General features: G+C 62.4%; 21 protein-coding genes. 15 read left to right on the plus strand and 6 right to left on the minus strand.

Features of this window, described 5'->3' with window-relative positions:
* Positions 1-168 precede the first annotated feature (168 nt).
* The 10 genes from PZN02_RS16040 (at position 169) to PZN02_RS16085 (ending at position 9,637) form a co-directional block, all read left to right on the plus strand.
* Positions 169-1,980 (plus strand): methyl-accepting chemotaxis protein, encoded by a 1,812-nt coding sequence (locus tag PZN02_RS16040; RefSeq protein ID WP_280658941.1) that lies wholly within the window; start codon positions 169-171, stop codon positions 1,978-1,980.
* Positions 1,981-2,302: 322 nt separating this feature from the next.
* Complete coding sequence (locus PZN02_RS16045; protein ID WP_425336293.1) at positions 2,303-2,806, plus strand: Kazal-type serine protease inhibitor domain-containing protein; 504 nt, start codon at positions 2,303-2,305, stop codon at positions 2,804-2,806.
* A gap of 260 nt (positions 2,807-3,066) precedes the next feature.
* Complete coding sequence (locus PZN02_RS16050) at positions 3,067-4,308, plus strand: extensin-like domain-containing protein (RefSeq protein ID WP_280658943.1); 1,242 nt, start codon at positions 3,067-3,069, stop codon at positions 4,306-4,308.
* A gap of 260 nt (positions 4,309-4,568) precedes the next feature.
* A complete protein-coding gene (locus tag PZN02_RS16055; RefSeq protein ID WP_280658944.1) occupies positions 4,569-5,390 on the plus strand; it encodes a sulfite exporter TauE/SafE family protein in 822 nt (273 codons plus the stop codon).
* A 291-nt stretch (positions 5,391-5,681) separates the two neighbouring features.
* Positions 5,682-6,572: an MBL fold metallo-hydrolase gene (locus tag PZN02_RS16060; protein ID WP_280658945.1), complete on the plus strand. Its 891-nt coding sequence runs from the start codon at positions 5,682-5,684 to the stop codon at positions 6,570-6,572.
* Positions 6,573-6,583: 11 nt separating this feature from the next.
* Positions 6,584-6,916: a sulfite-sensing transcriptional repressor BigR gene (gene bigR, locus PZN02_RS16065; RefSeq protein WP_280658946.1), complete on the plus strand. Its 333-nt coding sequence runs from the start codon at positions 6,584-6,586 to the stop codon at positions 6,914-6,916.
* Positions 6,913-7,320 carry a YeeE/YedE family protein gene (locus tag PZN02_RS16070; RefSeq protein WP_280658947.1) on the plus strand — a complete coding sequence of 136 codons (408 nt, stop codon included), beginning with the start codon at positions 6,913-6,915 and terminating at the stop codon, positions 7,318-7,320. The genes bigR and PZN02_RS16070 overlap by 4 nt, the downstream gene beginning before the upstream one ends.
* Entirely contained in the window at positions 7,317-7,766 is a 450-nt protein-coding gene (locus tag PZN02_RS16075) for a YeeE/YedE family protein (protein WP_280658948.1), read from the plus strand. Before PZN02_RS16070 ends, PZN02_RS16075 begins: the two co-directional genes overlap by 4 nt.
* A gap of 186 nt (positions 7,767-7,952) precedes the next feature.
* Entirely contained in the window at positions 7,953-8,879 is a 927-nt protein-coding gene (locus PZN02_RS16080; protein ID WP_280658949.1) for an ABC transporter ATP-binding protein, read from the plus strand.
* A complete protein-coding gene (locus tag PZN02_RS16085; protein WP_280658950.1) occupies positions 8,876-9,637 on the plus strand; it encodes an ABC transporter permease in 762 nt (253 codons plus the stop codon). The genes PZN02_RS16080 and PZN02_RS16085 overlap by 4 nt, the downstream gene beginning before the upstream one ends.
* A gap of 6 nt (positions 9,638-9,643) precedes the next feature.
* On the opposite strand, the gene PZN02_RS16090 is transcribed toward PZN02_RS16085, so the two are convergent.
* From PZN02_RS16090 to PZN02_RS16100, 3 genes are all read right to left on the minus strand, one after another.
* Positions 9,644-10,345: a TIGR02281 family clan AA aspartic protease gene (locus PZN02_RS16090; protein ID WP_280658951.1), complete on the minus strand. Its 702-nt coding sequence runs from the start codon at positions 10,343-10,345 to the stop codon at positions 9,644-9,646.
* Positions 10,342-10,563 carry a DUF1289 domain-containing protein gene (locus PZN02_RS16095; RefSeq protein WP_136505644.1) on the minus strand — a complete coding sequence of 74 codons (222 nt, stop codon included), beginning with the start codon at positions 10,561-10,563 and terminating at the stop codon, positions 10,342-10,344. Before PZN02_RS16095 ends, PZN02_RS16090 begins: the two co-directional genes overlap by 4 nt.
* A gap of 85 nt (positions 10,564-10,648) precedes the next feature.
* The gene (locus PZN02_RS16100) at positions 10,649-11,437 is read right to left on the minus strand and encodes an adenosylcobinamide-GDP ribazoletransferase (RefSeq protein WP_280658952.1); all 789 of its coding nucleotides are present in this window, start codon (positions 11,435-11,437) and stop codon (positions 10,649-10,651) included.
* Between the two features lie 145 nt (positions 11,438-11,582).
* Between PZN02_RS16100 and cobT the strand changes: the two genes are divergently transcribed.
* Positions 11,583-12,599 carry a nicotinate-nucleotide--dimethylbenzimidazole phosphoribosyltransferase gene (gene cobT, locus PZN02_RS16105; protein ID WP_280658953.1) on the plus strand — a complete coding sequence of 339 codons (1,017 nt, stop codon included), beginning with the start codon at positions 11,583-11,585 and terminating at the stop codon, positions 12,597-12,599.
* Positions 12,600-12,871: 272 nt separating this feature from the next.
* On the plus strand, positions 12,872-13,285 hold the full coding sequence (locus tag PZN02_RS16110; RefSeq protein WP_280658954.1) for a diacylglycerol kinase: 414 nt from the start codon (positions 12,872-12,874) through the stop codon (positions 13,283-13,285).
* A 12-nt stretch (positions 13,286-13,297) separates the two neighbouring features.
* Here PZN02_RS16110 and PZN02_RS16115 read toward each other — a convergent pair whose 3' ends face one another.
* On the minus strand, positions 13,298-14,833 hold the full coding sequence (locus tag PZN02_RS16115; protein ID WP_280658955.1) for a sensor histidine kinase: 1,536 nt from the start codon (positions 14,831-14,833) through the stop codon (positions 13,298-13,300).
* A 152-nt stretch (positions 14,834-14,985) separates the two neighbouring features.
* On the opposite strand from PZN02_RS16115, the gene PZN02_RS16120 reads away from it, so the two are divergent.
* The 3 genes from PZN02_RS16120 (at position 14,986) to PZN02_RS16130 (ending at position 16,886) form a co-directional block, all read left to right on the plus strand.
* Positions 14,986-15,708 carry a thermonuclease family protein gene (locus tag PZN02_RS16120; RefSeq protein WP_280658956.1) on the plus strand — a complete coding sequence of 241 codons (723 nt, stop codon included), beginning with the start codon at positions 14,986-14,988 and terminating at the stop codon, positions 15,706-15,708.
* On the plus strand, positions 15,698-16,336 hold the full coding sequence (locus PZN02_RS16125) for a uracil-DNA glycosylase family protein (RefSeq protein ID WP_280658957.1): 639 nt from the start codon (positions 15,698-15,700) through the stop codon (positions 16,334-16,336). The genes PZN02_RS16120 and PZN02_RS16125 overlap by 11 nt, the downstream gene beginning before the upstream one ends.
* 64 nt (positions 16,337-16,400) lie before the next feature.
* Positions 16,401-16,886, plus strand: coding sequence for an Lrp/AsnC family transcriptional regulator (locus PZN02_RS16130; RefSeq protein WP_280658958.1), 486 nt, complete (start codon positions 16,401-16,403; stop codon positions 16,884-16,886).
* Between the two features lie 11 nt (positions 16,887-16,897).
* Here the strand turns inward: PZN02_RS16130 and PZN02_RS16135 are convergent, their stop codons facing one another.
* Positions 16,898-17,596 (minus strand): DNA alkylation repair protein, encoded by a 699-nt coding sequence (locus PZN02_RS16135; RefSeq protein ID WP_280658959.1) that lies wholly within the window; start codon positions 17,594-17,596, stop codon positions 16,898-16,900.
* On the minus strand, positions 17,593-18,462 hold the full coding sequence (locus PZN02_RS16140) for an NAD(P)-dependent oxidoreductase (RefSeq protein ID WP_280658960.1): 870 nt from the start codon (positions 18,460-18,462) through the stop codon (positions 17,593-17,595). The genes PZN02_RS16135 and PZN02_RS16140 overlap by 4 nt, the downstream gene beginning before the upstream one ends.
* Positions 18,463-18,489: the final 27 nt, after the last annotated feature.

Here is an 18,489-nt window from a genome sequence, read left to right on the forward strand (position 1 = left end):
GTCGGCAAGAAAAGAGTATCTGCCGACAATTTCGCGTGGAGCGAAAGCGCCGTGATGGCTTCAGTGATTTTCAAATCGTTAATTGAGTACCGCAAAAATTAGTGATCCTTTGTTAGGGGCTTTGCAAAGACCTGCTTCTATCCTGCAGCCTCAAATTGGAGGCTGGGGATGAGAAAATTTCGGATTTCGGCGCGTCTCTACGCGCTGGTGGGGTTTGCGCTGCTGACAATGGCGGCGGCGCTGACATTTGGTCTCGTGCAGGCGCAGGATAGGCTGGTCGCAGAGCGCAAGGCCATGCTTGCGGCGATGAACGAGAACGCCATCACGGTGTTCGGCGCCTATCACAAGCAGGAGACGGCAGGAACGCTTTCGCGCGAGGAGGCGCAGAAGCGTGCGCTCGAAGCCGTCAAGGCGATGCGTTATCAGGGCAGCGGCTATTTCTGGGTCAACGACATGCATCCGACCATGGTCATGCACCCGATCAAGCCGGAGCTTGACGGGGCGGACCTGACCGCCAACAAGGACCCGAACGGCAAGTATCTCTTCGTCGAATTCGTCAAGACGGTGCAGGCCCACGGCAAGGGTTTCGTCGACTACTACTGGCCGAAGCCCGGAGCCGACGAGCCTGTGCTGAAATATTCGCATGTGGCCGGCTTCGAGCCCTGGGGCTGGGTGGTTGGTACTGGCGTCTATGCCGATGATCTCGCCGCGATGTTCCGTGAGCGCGCCTGGCAGATGGCCGGCATTCTCGCTGCAGCGGCGCTGGCAATCCTGATGGCGGCGCTGGCGATCGTACGCAGCGTCGTGCGGCCGGTCGAGAAGCTGAAAGTCTCGATGCGTGCGATTGCCGACGAGGATCTTTCCTCCGACGTGCCGGAAACCGATCGTGGAGACGAGATCGGCCAGATGGCCAAGGTGCTGGTCGTGCTTCGCGATTCGGTTAGGGAGCGGCTCGAATTGCGCTCGCGCGAGGAGGAGCAGCAGCACAGACTGAACGCGGAACGCCGCGGCAACGAGGAACGCCAGCGTGCGACCTCCGAGGCGCAGGCGGAAGCGATGGACACGATCGGCGCTGCACTTGAGCGGCTGGCGAGCGGCGACCTGACTGCCGAAGTGGAACAGATCGCTCCGGAATATGCCAAGCTGCAGCAGGACTTCAACACGGCCGTGGCGGCACTTCGCGATGTCATCGGCGCCATCTCGCAGTCGACCGAGGTCGTCCACGGCAGCGCCGGGGATATTTCCGAGGCGGCCAACAACCTGTCCCGCCGCACCGAGCAGCAGGCGGCTGCCCTCGAAGAGACTGCGGCAGCGCTCGACGAGATCACCTCGACCGTTCGCCATGCCTCCGACCGTGCCCACGAGGCGCGTGACATGGTCAACGAGACGAAGGCGAGCGCGGCGAAATCCGGCGGCATCGTTCGCAATGCGATCGACGCCATGGGACGTATCGAAGCGTCCTCCAGCCGGATCAGCCAGATCATCGGCGTCATCGACGAAATCGCCTTCCAAACCAACCTGCTTGCGCTCAATGCCGGCGTCGAGGCGGCGCGGGCAGGCGAGGCGGGCCGCGGCTTTGCCGTCGTCGCCCAAGAAGTGCGCGAGCTTGCGCAACGTTCGGCCGGTGCGGCCAAGGAGATCAAGGATTTGATCGGCGCCTCGGTCAAGGAAGTCGGCGCCGGGGTAGAACTCGTGCGTTCCACCGGTGACGCCCTGATGGAGATCGAAACCCTGGTTAATCGTGTGAACGAGCAGGTGGCCTCGATCGCGACGGCCGCCCGCGAGCAGGCGACGGGCCTTCAGGAGGTCAACACGGCTGTCAACAGCATGGACCAGATGACGCAGCAGAATGCCGCGATGGTCGAGGAAACCACTGCCGCGAGCCAGACGCTCGCACAGGAGAGTCGCGAACTCAAGGCGCTGCTCGAGAAGTTCCGCCTGCAGGAAAATCGTCGTACGGCCTACGGTAGGGCGGCCTAACACAGAAAAAAGACTGCTTGCAAAGACTGGCCCGCGTTCACACGGACGCGGGCTTTTTTGCATCGGATCGCAACCCTATCGACGGTTGTATGCGAAGGCGTGCGACTCGCGGGACTTGACGTAATGCCGCGGGCGGCGTGAGATGGCGTGGCAGCGGGGATTGGCCGTGGCAGGCCGGTCGCTTGGGGCCAAAGCACGTTACACTTTCCTGGGATTGGTTTTTTCCGTCCGCCCTTGCGTAGTTGCCAAGCGTTAGATCCGGAGGAGTATACCTGTGTCGCTTCTCAAGCCTTTCATCTCGCGGTCGTCCGCTGTCATCTTGATGGCGATCGGCTTCCTATCGGCGTGCACGGTGGTCGTGGAGGAACCGCGACCCGGTCCGGGTCCCATACGTCCGGGTCCGCCAATGTGCACGATGGAGTTCGCGCCGGTTTGTGGGGAGCGCGGCAACCGACTGCGGACTTTCCCGAATGCTTGCCTGGCGCGGGCTGACGGCTTCCGGGTCGTGCATCGCGGTGAGTGCCGCGCCACCAGCCGCCCGCCGGTGCAGCAGGCCTGTACGCGTGAATTCGCGCCCGTCTGCGGCCAGCGCGGCGCACGGAGGCAAACCTTCCCGAATGCCTGCACGGCACGTGCGGAAGGTTTCAGTGTAATCGCGCCGGGTGAATGCCGTGTCGGCAGCGTCCGCCCGCCGCTGCAGCAGGCCTGCACGCGTGAATTCGCCCCCGTCTGCGGTCTGCGCGCCGGGCGCATGCGCACCTTCCCGAATGCCTGTGAGGCACGTGCCGAAGGGGCCAGGATTGTGCACGGCGGCGAATGCCGCTGACATCCCGGTAAGGACGCTGACCCAGAATCTTAGGCCCGCGTTTGAATGCATGCGGGCCTTTTCCGTATCGGCCCTCAGCGTTTCTCCGCCGGATCTGGCATGCTTCCGGAAAGGCTTCATTTACCGTGTTTGCATAAACTCCGCCCGAGATCCGATTTTACCGGCCGTGCGCCCGCTTGGCGACACAGGCGGCAGCCACGGTTCGGGAATGGCGCATCGACAACACTTCGGTTTTGTCGTGGATGAAGGCGGCAGTGAGTATGGCGTATGTTTCTCTTCTCCATCGACCGTTGATTGCGATGGTGCTGTCCGCTTCCCTGGTCGCCTGCACGACTGACGTGCTCGCGCCGTCTGCCAGGGTCGACAGCGGCGCCCGTGTCAGCGCAATAGTGCCGGTGCGGACCGACGCCCGCCCACGGCAGGAGATGGCGGCCGCCTATCCTTCAGGTGAACCGATTGCGGCCTCCAGCGGAAATGTCGTCACCGCCAATCCCGGCATGCTGACGGGCGGCGATCTACCGATGATTGACAGCCAGCCGATGCCGGCTGCCGAAACGCAGACGGCAAGCGCTGTTCCAATAACGATACCACCCGAAGGGGTTAACATGGACGCCATGCTGGGGGTCCAGCCAGTCGTCGGGCTAGCTGAAGAGCAGAGCAACGAGATTGCCGAAGGCAACGCCAGTCAGCCGGTGGTCGCCGGCATCGGCGAGGACAGTGTGCATCAACTCGGCGGATCCCCGGGGCGAGCGCCCGCATCTGACCCGAACCTCGGCTACGACCCTGACCTGCCGCCGCTGACGCCGGAGCGGAGCTCTGCGGAGGAGGCGAAAAAGCCGCGTTACATCGAGCGGCAACGGAGTGTCCGACCCACGCAGGAGCCACAGCAGGTCGCCTTCCTGCCGCGCGTGCGCAATCCGATGTCCGCACCGGAATTTACCGGTGAGGTGCCTCGCTCGGAAATTGCCTGCCGCCAGCGCCTGAAAAAGCTCGGCGTCGTCTTCCGCGACGTCCCGCGCATCAGCAACGGACCGTCCTGCGGCATCGACTATCCGATCGAGCTTGGTGGCCTTTCCGGCGGCATCGCCGTCAAGCCGGCGGTAACGCTGAATTGCCAGGTGACCGAAGCCTTCGCCAAGTGGGTCAAATACGAACTCGCTCCGTCATCGCGCTACCGCTACTGGTCCGGCGTCAAGACGATCAAGCCGCTCGGCGGCTATTCCTGCCGCACGATGAATTCGCGCCGCGGCAACCCGATGTCCGAGCATGCGCGCGGCAATGCCATCGATGTCGGCAAATTTGTATTGAAGAACGGCAAGGAGATCGACGTGCGCAGGAAGGGCTTCTTCGCGTTCCGCGAACGCGGCCTGCTGAAGGCCGTGCGCTCCGACAGTTGCAAGTATTTCAACACCGTGCTCGGCCCCGGCAGCGATCCGTTCCACAAGGACCACTTCCACTTCGACCTGAGGACGCGAAAGTCCGGCTATCGGCATTGCGATTGACTTCTGAATTTACGCAGTTCCGGACGGAAAACCGCTATGCACTTTTCCTGGAACTGTTGGCAGGCAAAAAAAGAGGCCGGCGGGGAAAGCCGGCCAAACACCGGAGAATAGGGGGAGACTCCGGAGTGCAAATCACGGGAAGCGAGGGCTCCACGCGGGGTCAAAGTGATTGAAAAGCATCACCGTTTCATGACAGTGATAGGCACGCAGCCCTGATTCGGATTCTTCTTCGCGGGATTCCAGCAAAATCGAGTTTCTTCATGCCGCCTGTCTCGGAATTGATGATGTTTGCACTGGCGCTGGCGGCGTCCGGCGTTGTTGCCGGCGTGCTCGCCGGCCTCTTCGGCATCGGTGGCGGGGCGATCCTCGTGCCGGTCTTCTATCAGGTTTTCGGCCTGCTCGGCATCGATGACGCGGTCAGGATGCATCTTTCCGTCGGCACCTCGCTTGCTATCATCGTTCCGACTTCGGTCCGTTCGTTCCTGTCGCACTACCGCCGCGGAGTGGTCGATATCGACCTGTTGCGCAGCTGGATCGTGGCGGTACCGCTCGGTGCAATCCTCGCCTCGGTGATCGCAGCCCATGTCGGCAGCGAGACGCTGCGTCTGATCTTCGCCGTGATCGCGCTCGCCCTGGCGTTCCGGATGATCTTCAACCGTGCGAGCTGGCACATCGGCGCGGACCTGCCGAAGAACCCGATCAAATGGCTGGTCGGCGTCGGGATCGGCATTCTTTCCGGTCTCATGGGGATCGGCGGCGGCGTGCTCAACAACACCTTCATGACGCTGCACAACCGACCAATTCACCAGGCTGTGGCCACCTCCGCCGGCGTTGGCGTGCTGATCTCGATTCCGGGGCTCTTCGGCTATGTCTGGGCGGGGCTGGGTGCGCCGGGCCTTCCGCCGCTTTCGACCGGCTTCATCAACTGGATTGCCGTGGCGCTGATCATCCCTATAACCTTGCTTGTCGCGCCGCTCGGCGTGCGGCTTGCCCACGCGATGGGCCGGCGACAGCTCGAGGCGGGCTTCGGCATCTTCATGGTGCTCATCGCCGCCCGGTTCTTCTACAGCCTTCTTGGGTAGGCAGACACGGCCGTCGCTGCTTGCTTGCTGCAGCGCGTCTTCAGATGTGAGCACGTGGCCGTAATTTTTTGAATTACTGTATGATTTCGTCTGTGCGGCGGTCCCGACCCGAGGTTTGCGCGGCATCCTCGATTGCCGCGTGACAGACATCGCATGTGTGGCAGAAGCTGTGCGATAATTCCGCTTCTCGGAACTCCATGAAACGCGGAGTTCGCCGCAGTTCGAACCCGCTTGTTGACGTTAACAATATATAATATATGTAATTGTATAATGATCCAGATGGAGGCAACGATGCCTGCAGCAGCGACTGCAAGACCAGATGTCAAAGGCTTTTACGAGGCCCGCACCGGAAGCGTTCAATATGTCGTCTCGGACCCGCAGGCGAAGCGCTGCGCCATCATTGATCCGGTCCTCGATTTCGACGAGAAATCGGGAGCGACAGCGACCGTGCAGGCCGATCGCATCCTCGACTACATTGCCGAGAACGACCTGACGGTCGAATGGATCCTCGACACCCATCCGCACGCTGATCATTTTTCGGCCGCGGCCTATCTGAAGGAGAGGACCGGCGCGTCAACCGGTATCGGATCAGAGGTAGTCGGCGTCCAGAAGCTCTGGAAGTGCATCTACAATTGGCCGGACTTTGCGACAGACGGATCGCAATGGGACCATCTTTTCGTTGACGGCGAGCGCTTCTCGGTTGGCTCGATCGAGGGGGGCGTAATTTATTCGCCTGGCCATACGCTCGCTTCCGTCACCTATGTCATTGGCGATGCCGCCTTCGTGCACGATACGATTTTCATGCCGGATAGCGGCACCGCGCGGGCGGATTTCCCCGGCGGCGACGCGCGTCAGCTCTGGCGTTCGATCAGCGCAATCCTCGCCCTGCCGGACGAAACGCGGGTCTTTACCGGCCATGACTACCAGCCGAACGGCCGCGAGCCGCGCTGGGAAAGCACGGTTGGCGAACAGAAGCGTTGCAATCTCCATCTCGCAGGCGTGACCGAGGAACAATTTGTCGAGCTGCGTCAGGCGCGCGACAAGACGCTGCCGATGCCGAAGCTGATCCTTCATGCGCTGCAGGTCAACATTCGCGGCGGCCGCCTGCCGGAGCCGGAAGCGAATGGCGCCCGCTATCTGAAATTTCCGCTTAACGCGCTCAAGGGAGCGACGTGGGGCTGAAGGAGGTGAACATGGGAACGGTAATGAAATTTCGAAACGTCCGTCCCGACATGAGCACGCGAGCGGGCGATGCCGCGGCGCTGCTCAAGACGCTTGCGAACCAGAACCGGCTGATGATCGTGTGCACGCTCGTCGAGGGCGAGCATTCCGTCGGCGAACTGGAAGAGATGCTGGGGATACATCAGCCAACACTGTCGCAGCAACTGACGGTGTTGCGCGAGGCCGGCATCGTCGCGACGCGGCGCGATGCAAAGCAGATCTTCTATCGGCTGGCGGAGGATAAGGCCGCGCGGTTGGTGATGGCGCTTTATGAAATCTTCTGCCGCGAGGGGACGAAACAATGACGGCCTACATCAGCGGACTTTGCGGCGGCATGCTGATCGGCCTGTCGGCCGCGATCCTGATGCTCGCGAATGGCCGTGTCGCCGGCGTCAGCGGCATCCTCGGGCGGCTGTTGCAAGGTTTGCACACCGCGACCGGTGCCGCTTTCGTCGCCGGTCTGGTCGTCGGACCGATCGTCTTTCGCCTGCTCTCCGGCGAATGGCCGGAGGTGGTGCTGGCGGCGTCCTGGCCGGTCGTTGTCATCGGCGGCTTGCTGGTCGGCTACGGTTCGCGCATGGGATCGGGCTGCACGAGCGGCCACGGCGTCGTTGGACTCGCCCGTTTGTCTCGGCGCTCCATGGCGGCCGTCGCCACCTTCATGATCGCGGCGGTTGGGACCGTCTATCTTATGGGGTTCTTCGTATGAGCAAGAGTGCAGGTTTTCGCGTCGCTGCCGCTTTTGTGTCCGGCACAATTTTCGGGCTTGGCCTTGCGCTTTCGGGGATGTTGAACCCCGCGCGCGTGCGCGGTTTCCTCGACGTCGCCCGCGATTGGGACCCGACGCTCGCCTTTGTGCTCGGGGGCGCCGTCGCAGTCTCGGCGATCGGCATGTCCTTGGCGCGCTGGATACGCAAGCCGCTCCTGGATGAGCGTTTCCACCTTCCCGAGACGCAATTGATCGATCGTCGGCTCATCGTCGGATCCGCGATCTTTGGTGTCGGGTGGGGCATGGTCGGCCTTTGCCCGGGCCCGGCGGTCGCGTCTCTGTCGCTCGGCCTTCCCGCGACCATTCTCTTTCTGGCGGCAATGTTTGCGGGGATGGCCGCGCATGACCATCGGTTAGGAGTAGGTCTATGGGGGCGAGCATCGTAGCGGCCCTCGCTTCCGGCGGAGCGGTCGGCCTCGGAAAGAGACGGGCGGCGCATGATGTAAGCCTGCCCCAGTCCCCCGTTGACGGAGCGTCACGGCTAAATTTGCGCTCGGTGGCTGCAATTCCGCGCGAATTGGCCCATATAGAGCGGCATCCCGCCACTCCTCACCATTCCCGGATCCTTTTGCATGGCGCCCATCGTTTCCGTTTCCAATCTGTCGAAGACCTATGCATCGGGCTTCAAGGCGCTGAAAGGCGTCAGCCTCGACATAGAGCAAGGCGAAATCCTCGCTCTGCTTGGCCCGAATGGGGCCGGCAAAACGACGATGATTTCGATCATCTGTGGCATCGTCAACGCTAGCGGAGGCGAGGTCACTGTCGGTGGGCATGACGTCGTGCGCGATTTCCGCCAGACCCGGGCAATGATCGGCCTGGTGCCGCAGGAACTCACCACCGACGCCTTCGAGACGGTGTGGAATACCGTCTCCTTCTCGCGCGGCCTGCATGGGAAGAAGCCGGATCCCGCGCATATCGAGAAAGTGCTGAAGGACCTCTCGCTCTGGGACAAGCGGAACAACATGCTGCGCGAGCTTTCGGGCGGCATGAAGCGGCGCGTGCTGATCGCCAAGGCGCTGTCGCACGAACCGCGCGTGCTTTTCCTGGACGAGCCCACGGCCGGCGTGGACGTCAATTTGCGCAAGAGCATGTGGGACGTGGTCAGGCGGCTTCGCGCTTCCGGCGTGACGATCATCTTGACGACGCATTACATCGAGGAGGCGGAAGAGATCGCCGACCGCATCGCTGTTATCAACGATGGGGAGATCCTGCTGGTCGAGGACAAGGCGGCGTTGATGACGAAACTCGGCCGCAAGCAACTGCGCGTCGATCTCGCGCATCCGCTGGAGCGCGTGCCCGATACATTGTCATCCTACAACCTGACACTCGAGGGCGACGGCAACTGTCTGATCTATGACTACGACACGAGCGCCGACCGGACCGGTATAACCTCGCTGCTTGCCGCGCTTGCCGAAGCGGGCATCAGGCTCAAGGACATTTCCACGCGACAGAGTTCGCTGGAGGACATTTTCGTCGAGATCGTGGGGGCAGAGCGATGAACATCGAGGCAGTCAAGTCGATCTATTTTTTTGAGATGGCGCGCACCCGCCGCACGCTGCTGCAGAGCGTCGTGTCGCCTGTCATCTCCACGTCGCTCTATTTCATCGTCTTCGGCGCGGCGATCGGGGCACGCATCCAGGAGATCGACGGCGTTTCCTATGGCGCCTTCATCACGCCCGGCTTGATGATGCTGACGCTCCTGACCCAGTGCATCGGCAACGGCTCCTTCGGCATCTATTTCCCGAAATTCACCGGCACGATTTATGAGGTGTTGTCGTCGCCGATATCGATGGTGGAGATCGTGCTCGGCTATGTCGGCGCGGCGGCGACCAAAGGGCTGATGATCGGCACGATCATCCTCGCGACAGCCTCGCTTTTCGTCGATCTCTCGATCGCCCATCCCTTCGTGATGCTGTTCTTCTTCGTGCTGACGGCGATAACCTTCAGCCTGTTCGGCTTCATCATCGGCATCTGGGCCAAGGACTTCGAACAGTTGAACCTGATCCCGATGCTGGTCGTACCGCCGCTCGTCTTTCTTGGCGGCAGCTTCTATTCGATCGATATGCTGCCGCCTTTCTGGCGGGCGGTCAGTCATTTCAACCCGGTGCTCTATCTGATCAGCGGCTTCCGCTGGAGCTTCTTCGAGATTTCCGACGTCAATCCGGTCGCGAGCGCTGTCATCATCCTCGTCTTCCTGGCGCTTTGCATGTCGGTGCTGACCTGGATCTTCCGGACCGGCTACAAGCTTCGTAACTGACGGGCACTAGTCCCGGAGCCTGAGCTCGTCCGTGCGCATCTGGAGGAAATCGAGCGTCGAAATGAAGCTCATGCCGAGAAGGCTGCGGTCGAGCCGCCCTTCCGCCGCGACCATTGCGCGGATATTCCGGCGCTCGATCGGGCCGATGGCAATGTCCGACAAGGTGACCGGGGCGGCGAGGGCGCGGCCATTCGCCGTCATCACCGTTACGGTGTAGCTGAGGTTCGCCGGATCGAGGCCGATCCTTTCGGCGTCCTCATAGGTCAGTGCGACGCTGCTCGCGCCGGTATCGACCAGCATGCTGACGTCGTGGCCGTTGATTTTGGCGTCGGCGGCGAATTGGCCGTCGAGACGGCGCTGCAGTACCACCTCCTGCTGGCCGTCGCTGTCGGTGATCACCATCGCGCGTCCCGGCATCAGGCCCGCCAGCAGCCGGTCGCCGACGGATTGCAGTTCGAAACGGTAGACATAGACGGAGATCAGCGCGAGGGCGATCAGGAACCAGATGAAGATCAGGCGCAGGCCTTCGCCCAAGCGACCGCGGCTGCGGAGGATGCCCGCACTCAGGAGTGCGGCGATGGCGCCCAGCGCGACAAGCCTCCCGAAATCATCGTTGTTGATGCCGAAGGTTTGGCCGCTCTCGTGATTGAAGATCAGGAGCGCAAGGCCTACCGCGAGGATTGCCAACAAAAATATGAGACGATTCATGCGCCGTTTCGTTCCCGCGCCATGCGCGACCGGCGCGTCTCCCGTCGCGGCTTGCGTTCCACGGTGTCGAGCCGTGCCGGCAGCGCCACCATGATGCTGTGTCGCTCCGCATCGGTGTAAAGCGTCCAGGCACCGATCTCTTCACGCGTGCGGCCGCAGCCGAAACAGTAGCCGGTCCTTTCGTCGATCGAACAAACGAGAATACAGGGGGATTCCACGGTCGGGGCTTACTCCGTTTTTCGCCGGAAGTGGTTTGCGGCCAGTATCCCATTTCACTTCGGACCTCGAAATAATATTGGCCTTTCAGATCGCCAGCGCAAGGGCGCCGAGTATGGCGATCTCCGTCAGTTGCTGCGTCGCGCCGATCGTATCGCCGGTATGGCCGCCGAGCTTGCGTGACGCAATCTTTCCAAAGGCCTTTACGGTGAGCGCGAAGGCGGCAAGCGCCAGCAGCATCGCGATAACGGGAACGCCGGCGGCATAGAACAGGAGCAGTGCAAAAAGAACGGCGGAGCCGAGTGCGGTGGAGGTCGCTTGCGGATCGGGCGTGCCCGCCGATGCGGCCACACCGTCGGAGCGCGCAGACGGCAAGCGAGACCAATGCCAGACCATCGCCGCGCGGGTGAGCGCCGCCGCGCCGACGAGGGTGAGCCCCCCACCGATCGGCGTGAGAAGTGGCAGGAAGGACGCGAGCGCGGAGACTCGCAGGCCGATGGACAGGATGAGAGCCAAGGCACCGTAAGTGCCGACGCGGCTGTCCTTCATGATCGCGAGCGCGCTTTCCCGGTCGCGTCCGCCGCCGAAACCGTCGGCGGTGTCGCCGAGGCCATCTTCGTGCAGGGCTCCGGTGGCAATGACTTGCACGGCAACGACAAGGAAGGCGGTGAAGAGCGAACTCGTCTGAAGCGCACTCAGAAGTGCTGCCAGAGTTGCGGCGGGCAGGGTGATCAGCATGCCAGCAAGGGGAAAGGCGCGCACGGCGCGTTCCAGCCGCCCGTCATGGTTCACGAAGTGGCGCTGCGGCACGGGAATGCGGCTGAGGAAGGCAACCGCCCGCGCCACGTCGTCCCAGAGATCGCCGATAGATGCCATGCCCCCTCCTGCGGCCCGGCCGGGCCGAATCGTCGTGCTTCGTCCGATCATGCTCCGGCGACAGCATTTGGCGCAAATGCCGTTGCCGTAAGCGGTCCCACGCTCTATGACGTGCGCCAACCGACGCTTCTTACAAGGATTCTCCATGAGTGCCAGCGGCCTTCCGTTCGATGATTTCCGCGAATTGTTGCGTAACCTGCCGGGACCGGATTCGGCGGCGCTCGTCGCGGCGCGTGAGCGGGATGCGCAATTGACGAAGCCGCCGGGTGCGCTTGGGCGTCTCGAGGAAATCGCGTTCTGGCTTGCAGCCTGGACCGGGCGTCCGCCTGCCGTGACCCGGCCACTGGTCGCGGTCTTTGCCGGCAACCACGGCGTGACGCGCCAGCGCGTGACACCCTATCCGCCTTCGGTGACGCAGCAAATGGTGGAGAATTTCGCGGCCGGCGGCGCGGCGATCAACCAGATCTGCGTCAGTCATGATCTCGGCCTCAAGGTGTTCGATCTTGCGCTGGACTATCCGACTGGCGACATTACCGAAGAGGCTGCCCTTTCCGAGCGCGATTGCGCGGCGACTATGGCCTTCGGCATGGAGGCGGTCGCAGGCGGAACGGATCTCCTCTGTATCGGCGAGATGGGGATCGGCAACACGACCATCGCGGCCGCGATCAATCTCGCTCTCTACGGCGGCACGGCGGAAGAATGGGTGGGGCCGGGGACGGGCTCTGAAGGCGAGGTGCTGAAGCGCAAAATCGCCGCGGTCGAGAAGGCGGTGGCGCTCCATCGCGACCACCTCTCCGATCCGCTCGAACTGATGCGCCGTCTCGGCGGGCGCGAGATCGCGGCGATGGCCGGCGCGATCCTGGCCGCGCGCATGCAGAAGGTTCCGGTGATCATCGACGGTTACGTTGCCACTGCGGCCGCGGCGATCCTCAAGGCTGCCAACCCTTCGGCGCTCGACCACTGCTTGATCGGCCATGTTTCCGGAGAGCCGGGACATATGCGCGCGATCGAGAAGCTCGGCAAGACGCCGCTTCTGGCGCTTGGCATGCGACTTGGCGAAGGCACGGGCGCCGCGCTTGCTGCGGGCATCGTCAAGGCCGCCGCCGCCTGCCACAGCGGCATGGCGACCTTCGCCCAGGCCGGCGTCAGCAACAAAGAGTAAGCGCGCCGTCAGGCGCATCAAGGCTACCGCGTTCAGCCGGTTGACGGTTTCATGCGGCAACCTTGCGTGGGGGGCGAGCGCGTGGCACCGTTGCTGTCGACGGTCTGTCGGACCCCGAAGGCTCCGTCGCGGAGGGCTTGATAGGAACAACCGGCTCGCCTATCCGTTGGCACGTGACGAGTGATGGGTGACAGGTCTCAAATCCGGGCCGCCTTGTATTCGCCTCAATCGCGATATCGTAGCTTCCGCAGTTTTGAACCTGTCGAGATAAAATGGACGCCAACAACACGACCCCGCGCAACGGCCGCTCCGGAGCTGTCGACAAGCATAACGGCATTCGGCACCTCTTTGCCGCTGCCAGCTATTCGCTGGGCGGTGCAAAGCGGCTGATCGGGGAGGCCGCGTTCCGTCATGAGCTCATCGCATTTGCCGTCGCCATGGTGGCCTTCTTCATCGCCGGCGCGACTCTGTTTCAATACGTCGCAATGGCGATCCTGTTCTTGCTCATGATGGCTTTCGAGGCGATCAACACGGCGATCGAGGAGATCGTCGATCGCGTCTCGCCGGAAATTTCGGAAATGGGAAAGAACGCCAAGGATCTCGGCTCCTTCGCCTGCCTCTGCCTCATCCTTGCCAATGCGGCCTACGCCTTTTACGTGGTGTTTCTGGCCGGGTTCCTGAACTGACCTGCGCGCAGATCACGCGAAGCTCTTGCGGCGCCGCGCGGGCGCGGGGACGTCCTCGACCGGCGGAAGGCTCTCGAGCACGCGGCGGGGCGGCAGGATGGCGATGGCTTCCGTGCCTTCGCGAAGCTTCGAGCGCAGGATGAACTGGCCATTATGCTTGGCAAGGATCGCCTGCACGATCGGCAGCCCGAGCCCGGTGCCCTGTTCGGCGCTCTTGATGGCGATCGAGCCCTGACCGAAGGCGGAAAGCACGATCGGGATTTCCTCCTCGGGAATGCCAGGACCATTGTCCTTGATCGACAGATACTGTCCGCCGCCCGCGGTCCAGCCCACCTTGACGGTGATCTCGCCGCCCGAGGGCGTGAACTTGACCGCGTTCGAAAGCAGGTTCAGCGTCACCTGGCGTATTGCCTTCTCGTCGATCCAGACGGCAGGCATGCCCAGCTCGAATTGCTCACCGATCGTGATGTTCTTGGACCGGGCGCGAAGCTGCACCATGCCGATGCAATCCTCGGCGATATCGACGAGATTTACCGCCTCTTCATTAAGTTCGTACTTGCCGGCCTCGATGCGCGAGAGGTCTAGGATCTCGTTGATGAGATTGAGCAGGTGCTCGCCGGAACGGTGGATGTCGGACGTATATTCCTTGTAGGTCGGATTGCTGAGCGGCCCGAGCACTTCGGTCGACATGACCTCAGAAAAGCCGAGAATGGCATTCAGCGGGGTGCGCAGCTCGTGCGACATCGAAGCGAGGAAACGGGATTTTGCGAGATTGGCTTCCTCGGCGCGCCGACGGGCTTCGTCGGACATGGATTTCGCCACTTCGAGCTCGGCAATCAGGTCGTCCTTTTCCGATTGCATCGAGAGGATACGGACGTTAGCGCGGTTCATGCGCCCGGTCATGAAGACGAGGAAGACGAGCGAGAGCGAGAGGATGCCGGTGAGGCCAATGTGGACTGGATCGCCGGTAGTCGCCGACGAGAAGCTGAGCGCAGCAACAACCGGCAGAAAGGTGTAGAGCAGGGCGTTGCGCAACAGGAAGGTGGCCATGGCGGTTGTTGCGAGTGCAACCAACAGCACAGTACCTTCGAAGAAGCCGAAGCGGATATCGCCGCAGGCGGCGCAGTCCTGGGTGGCGAAAATGGCCCAGCAAAACCCCATCAATAGCTGGCCGACGAGAAAGCGACGGCGCCAGACGGCGATCTTGTCGGCACCAATGTCCTCCCGCTTCGCCTTGCGGGCGAGGAATACGATCACGGCATGGGCGGAAAGCGTCGTCAACGCCCAGGCGAGGATGTCGGGTTCGCCGGAAAGGTAGACTCCCGTGGCAGCAATCAGCGCGACGAGGAAGGGCAGGGCAATCGCCCCATGCAGGACGGAATCGATATGCAGGAGAAGCATTTCCCGCTCGAAGCCGGTCGGGGCGGACGAACCGGTCTGCAAACGCTCGCGCGTCGCCCGCACAGTCTTCGAAACGGCCTTGTTTCGATGGCTGCGCGACTTGTCGACGATGATCTTATCTGTCGATGTGCTGGCGACGATGCTCATGCTCTTGATCGAGGGATTGTGTCCAGCTTGCAGTCTAGGATGCAATCCTTAAGAAGTTGCTGCCCGGCAAGGATTCGACAACCATTGTGGCGCGATTGGGTTTTTTCGGAAGGGAGAATGAGGCTGATAGAGTCGAGTGGCGAGGTGCGTGCGTGAGGACGGGAAAGCGGAAGTTCCGGATCATCAACGGCGCGGGAACAAGGTCGCCTGCGCCGAGACGACGGTTCGGATTTGGCCGTTCAGCGGCCGTCGCGCCCCGGATTGGCTCCGAGGGGCGCGGCGGAATGATCGGCGGTTGGACCTTCCTTGTCCTGCTCAGCATCGGCGCCTATGTCGCCGCGAAGCTGCCGCCGCCGGAACGGAGGGTGACCGGGGAACTGCAGGGCGCAGCCACGGCAAGCGATGGCGACAGCTTGAGGCTCGGCGGGCGCCGCATCCGGCTCGAAGGCATCGACGCGCCAGAGATCGGCCAGACCTGCCGACGCGGCGAAGCGACATGGGATTGCGGCGGCGAGGCGCGCGAGCGTCTGAAGGCGTTTGTCAGCGGGCTTGCGACCGCCTGCCGCCTGCATGGCCACGACCGCTATGGGCGCGACCTCGGCGTCTGCGAAGCCGGACAGCGCGATCTCGGCCGCGAGATGGTTCTCTCCGGCTACGCGGTCAGTTACGGCCGCTACCAGAACGAGGAAGACGTGGCGCGCGAGGGCCGCGTCGGCATCTGGAGCGGTGATTTCGTTCGGCCGCAAGCATGGCGCCAGTCGAATGGTGGCGCGGAGGAAATGCCGCATGACACAGACGATTGGTCGGAACTCATTCTTCAATGGCTGGAGGAGCAGGTCCGGGTGATTTTCAGGAGGATCGTCTATGACGGATAGTGGCGCGCCTCATCTCGAAGAATTGCGCGCATCCATTACCGCATGCCGCATCTGTCGCGACAGTCCGGCGCGCGGCGAGGAACATGCGTTGCCGCACGAGCCGCGGCCCGTGGCGGTTATTTCGGATTCGGCGCGGATATTGATCGCGGGCCAGGCGCCCGGTCTGCGCGTGCATGAGAGCGGACTGCCCTTCAACGATGCTTCGGGCGATCGGCTGCGCCAGTGGCTCGCCGTCGACCGACCGACATTTTATGACGCGAAGAAGTTCGCGATCGTCCCCATGGGGTTCTGCTTCCCGGGCTACGACCGACACGGCAGCGACCTCCCGCCGCGGCGCGAGTGCGCGCCGCTCTGGCGGCAGAGGGTGATGGACGCCATGCCCCAGATCGAGCTCGTGCTCGCGATCGGCCACTACGCACAGCGCTGGCATCTCGGGCCCGATTGTCCGGCTTCGATGACGGAAACCGTGCAGAACTGGCAGCGATACGTCATGCGCAACACCCGCCCTGCCGTCTTGCCGCTGCCGCATCCAAGCTGGCGCAACACCGCCTGGCTAAGGAAGAATCCCTGGTTTGAAACGGACATGCTGCCGTATCTGCGTGCCCGGGTCGCTCGCTTGATTTCGTGAAACAATTTTCTTTATCTTCACGAAATTCACGCTATGAAGGGAAAAATATTCGAGAGGACTTTTCATGGATCGTCTAGACCGCAAGATCCTGCGCCTTTTGCAGGAAGACTCGACTCTGGCCGTCGCTGACCTCGCCAAGAAGGTCGGTCTTTCGACCACGCCTTGCTGGCGGCGTATCCAGAAAATGGAAGAGGACGGCGTGATCCGCCGCCGGGTGGCGTTGCTCGATCCGGTGAAGATCAACACCAAGGTGACGGTTTTCGTTTCAATCCGCACCAATTCGCACTCCATGGAGTGGCTGCGCCGCTTCTCCGAAGTGGTCGCCGACTTTCCGGAAGTCGTTGAATTCTACCGCATGAGCGGTGACGTGGATTACCTGCTTCGGGTGGTCGTACCTGACATCGCCGCCTATGACGCGTTCTACAAGCGGTTGATCGCCAAGATCGAGATCCGCGACGTGTCCTCGGCCTTCGCCATGGAGCAGATCAAGTACACGACTGAGTTGCCGCTCGATTACATGGTGATCGACCAGAAGGCGAGCGACGAATAGGCCGAGGGCAGTTAGGCTTGAATGCCGAGCCGTGCACGCACGCGATCGCTTTGAAGTTCGCGCACTGCGTCCTTCCCTATCCACCTTGCTGGGCGACTGTCGCTGACGGCGAGCTTTTCCGCCAATGCGACCGCCGGCCCGTGGCAGGCAGCGCTGCGTTTGCCGATCTGCCGCAGCGCCCAATTGACCGCCTTCTTCACGAAATTGCGTTCGTCGCTAGCATGCGCCTCGATCAACGGCAGCCACGCAAGGAGCGTCGAATCCGGCTCCCTCTTCAGGTGGACGGCCGCCGTCGCGATCATCGCAAAAGCGATGCGGCGAACGAATTCCCGTTCATCGGCGGCGAATTCTGGAATTAGCGTCCGCTCGAAGCGGGCGGCGACAAACAGGTCTGCGACCGTATCGGCAAGCTCCCAGGAGTTGCAGTCATCCGCCCATTCCCGCACTTCGTTCAATGTGAGCACGTTCGGGGAGGCCGTGAAGGCAGCGAGGAGACGCGCTTCGCGGATGTCCGATTGCCAAAGCTCCATCGCCCGGGCGTGGTCGACTTTCACTTGCCGGGCAATGCGACGCAACTCGACATTGGAGAGGCCAAGCGCGGTTTGCGTCACAATGCCGAAGCGCGCCATGCCAGCCACGTTTTCCTTCGAGCCGAGCGCCTGCATGCGTCCAATGATTTCGCCGGCCGTGGACCCGGGCGAAAGCGTCATTTTTCGAGCCGAGCGAGCAGCGACGAGGTATCCCAGCGATTGCCACCGAGCGCCTGAATATCGGCGTAGAACTGATCGACCAGAGCAGTGACAGGGAGCTTCGCGCCGTTGCGACGCGCTTCGGCCAGCACGATGTCTAGATCCTTGCGCATCCAGTCGACGGCAAAGCCGAAATCGTATTTGCCCGCATTCATCGTCTTGTGGCGGTTCTCCATCTGCCAGGATCCGGCAGCACCCTTCGATATGACGTCGATGACTTTCTCGATGTCGAGGCCTGCCTTCTTGCCAAAATGAATACCTTCGGCGAGCCCCTGCACGAGGCCGGCAATGCAGATCTGGTTGATCATCTTGGTGAGTTGGCCTGCGCCAGCGGGGCCCATGAGACCGACCATGCGGGCATAGGCGTCTATCACCGGCTTGGCTCTGTCGAAGACGTCTTCATCACCGCCGCACATCACGGTCAGCACACCATTTTCGGCGCCAGCCTGTCCGCCGGAAACCGGCGCGTCGATGAAATGCGCGTTCTTCGCGCGGGCCGCGGTGTAGAGTTCACGGGCGACCTCGGCTGAGGCCGTCGTATTGTCGATGAACACTGCGCCCGGCTCGATAGTTTCGAAGGCGCCATCCTTGCCGATTGTCACGGCCCGAAGGTCGTCGTCGTTGCCGACGCAGGTGAAGACGAAATCCTGGCCGTCCGCTGCCTCCGCCGGCGTCGCGGCCGTGCGGCCACCGAACTCGGTCGCCCATTTTTGCGCCTTCTCTGCGGTGCGGTTATAGACGGTCAGTTCGTGTCCGCCGCGAACCTTGAGGTGGCCGGCCATGGGATAACCCATGACGCCGAGACCGATGAATGCGACTTTGGCCATTTCCTGCAGACTCCCATTTGCTTTGGG

The sequence above is a fragment of the Sinorhizobium garamanticum genome, from assembly GCF_029892065.1.
GTDB lineage: Bacteria > Pseudomonadota > Alphaproteobacteria > Rhizobiales > Rhizobiaceae > Sinorhizobium > Sinorhizobium garamanticum.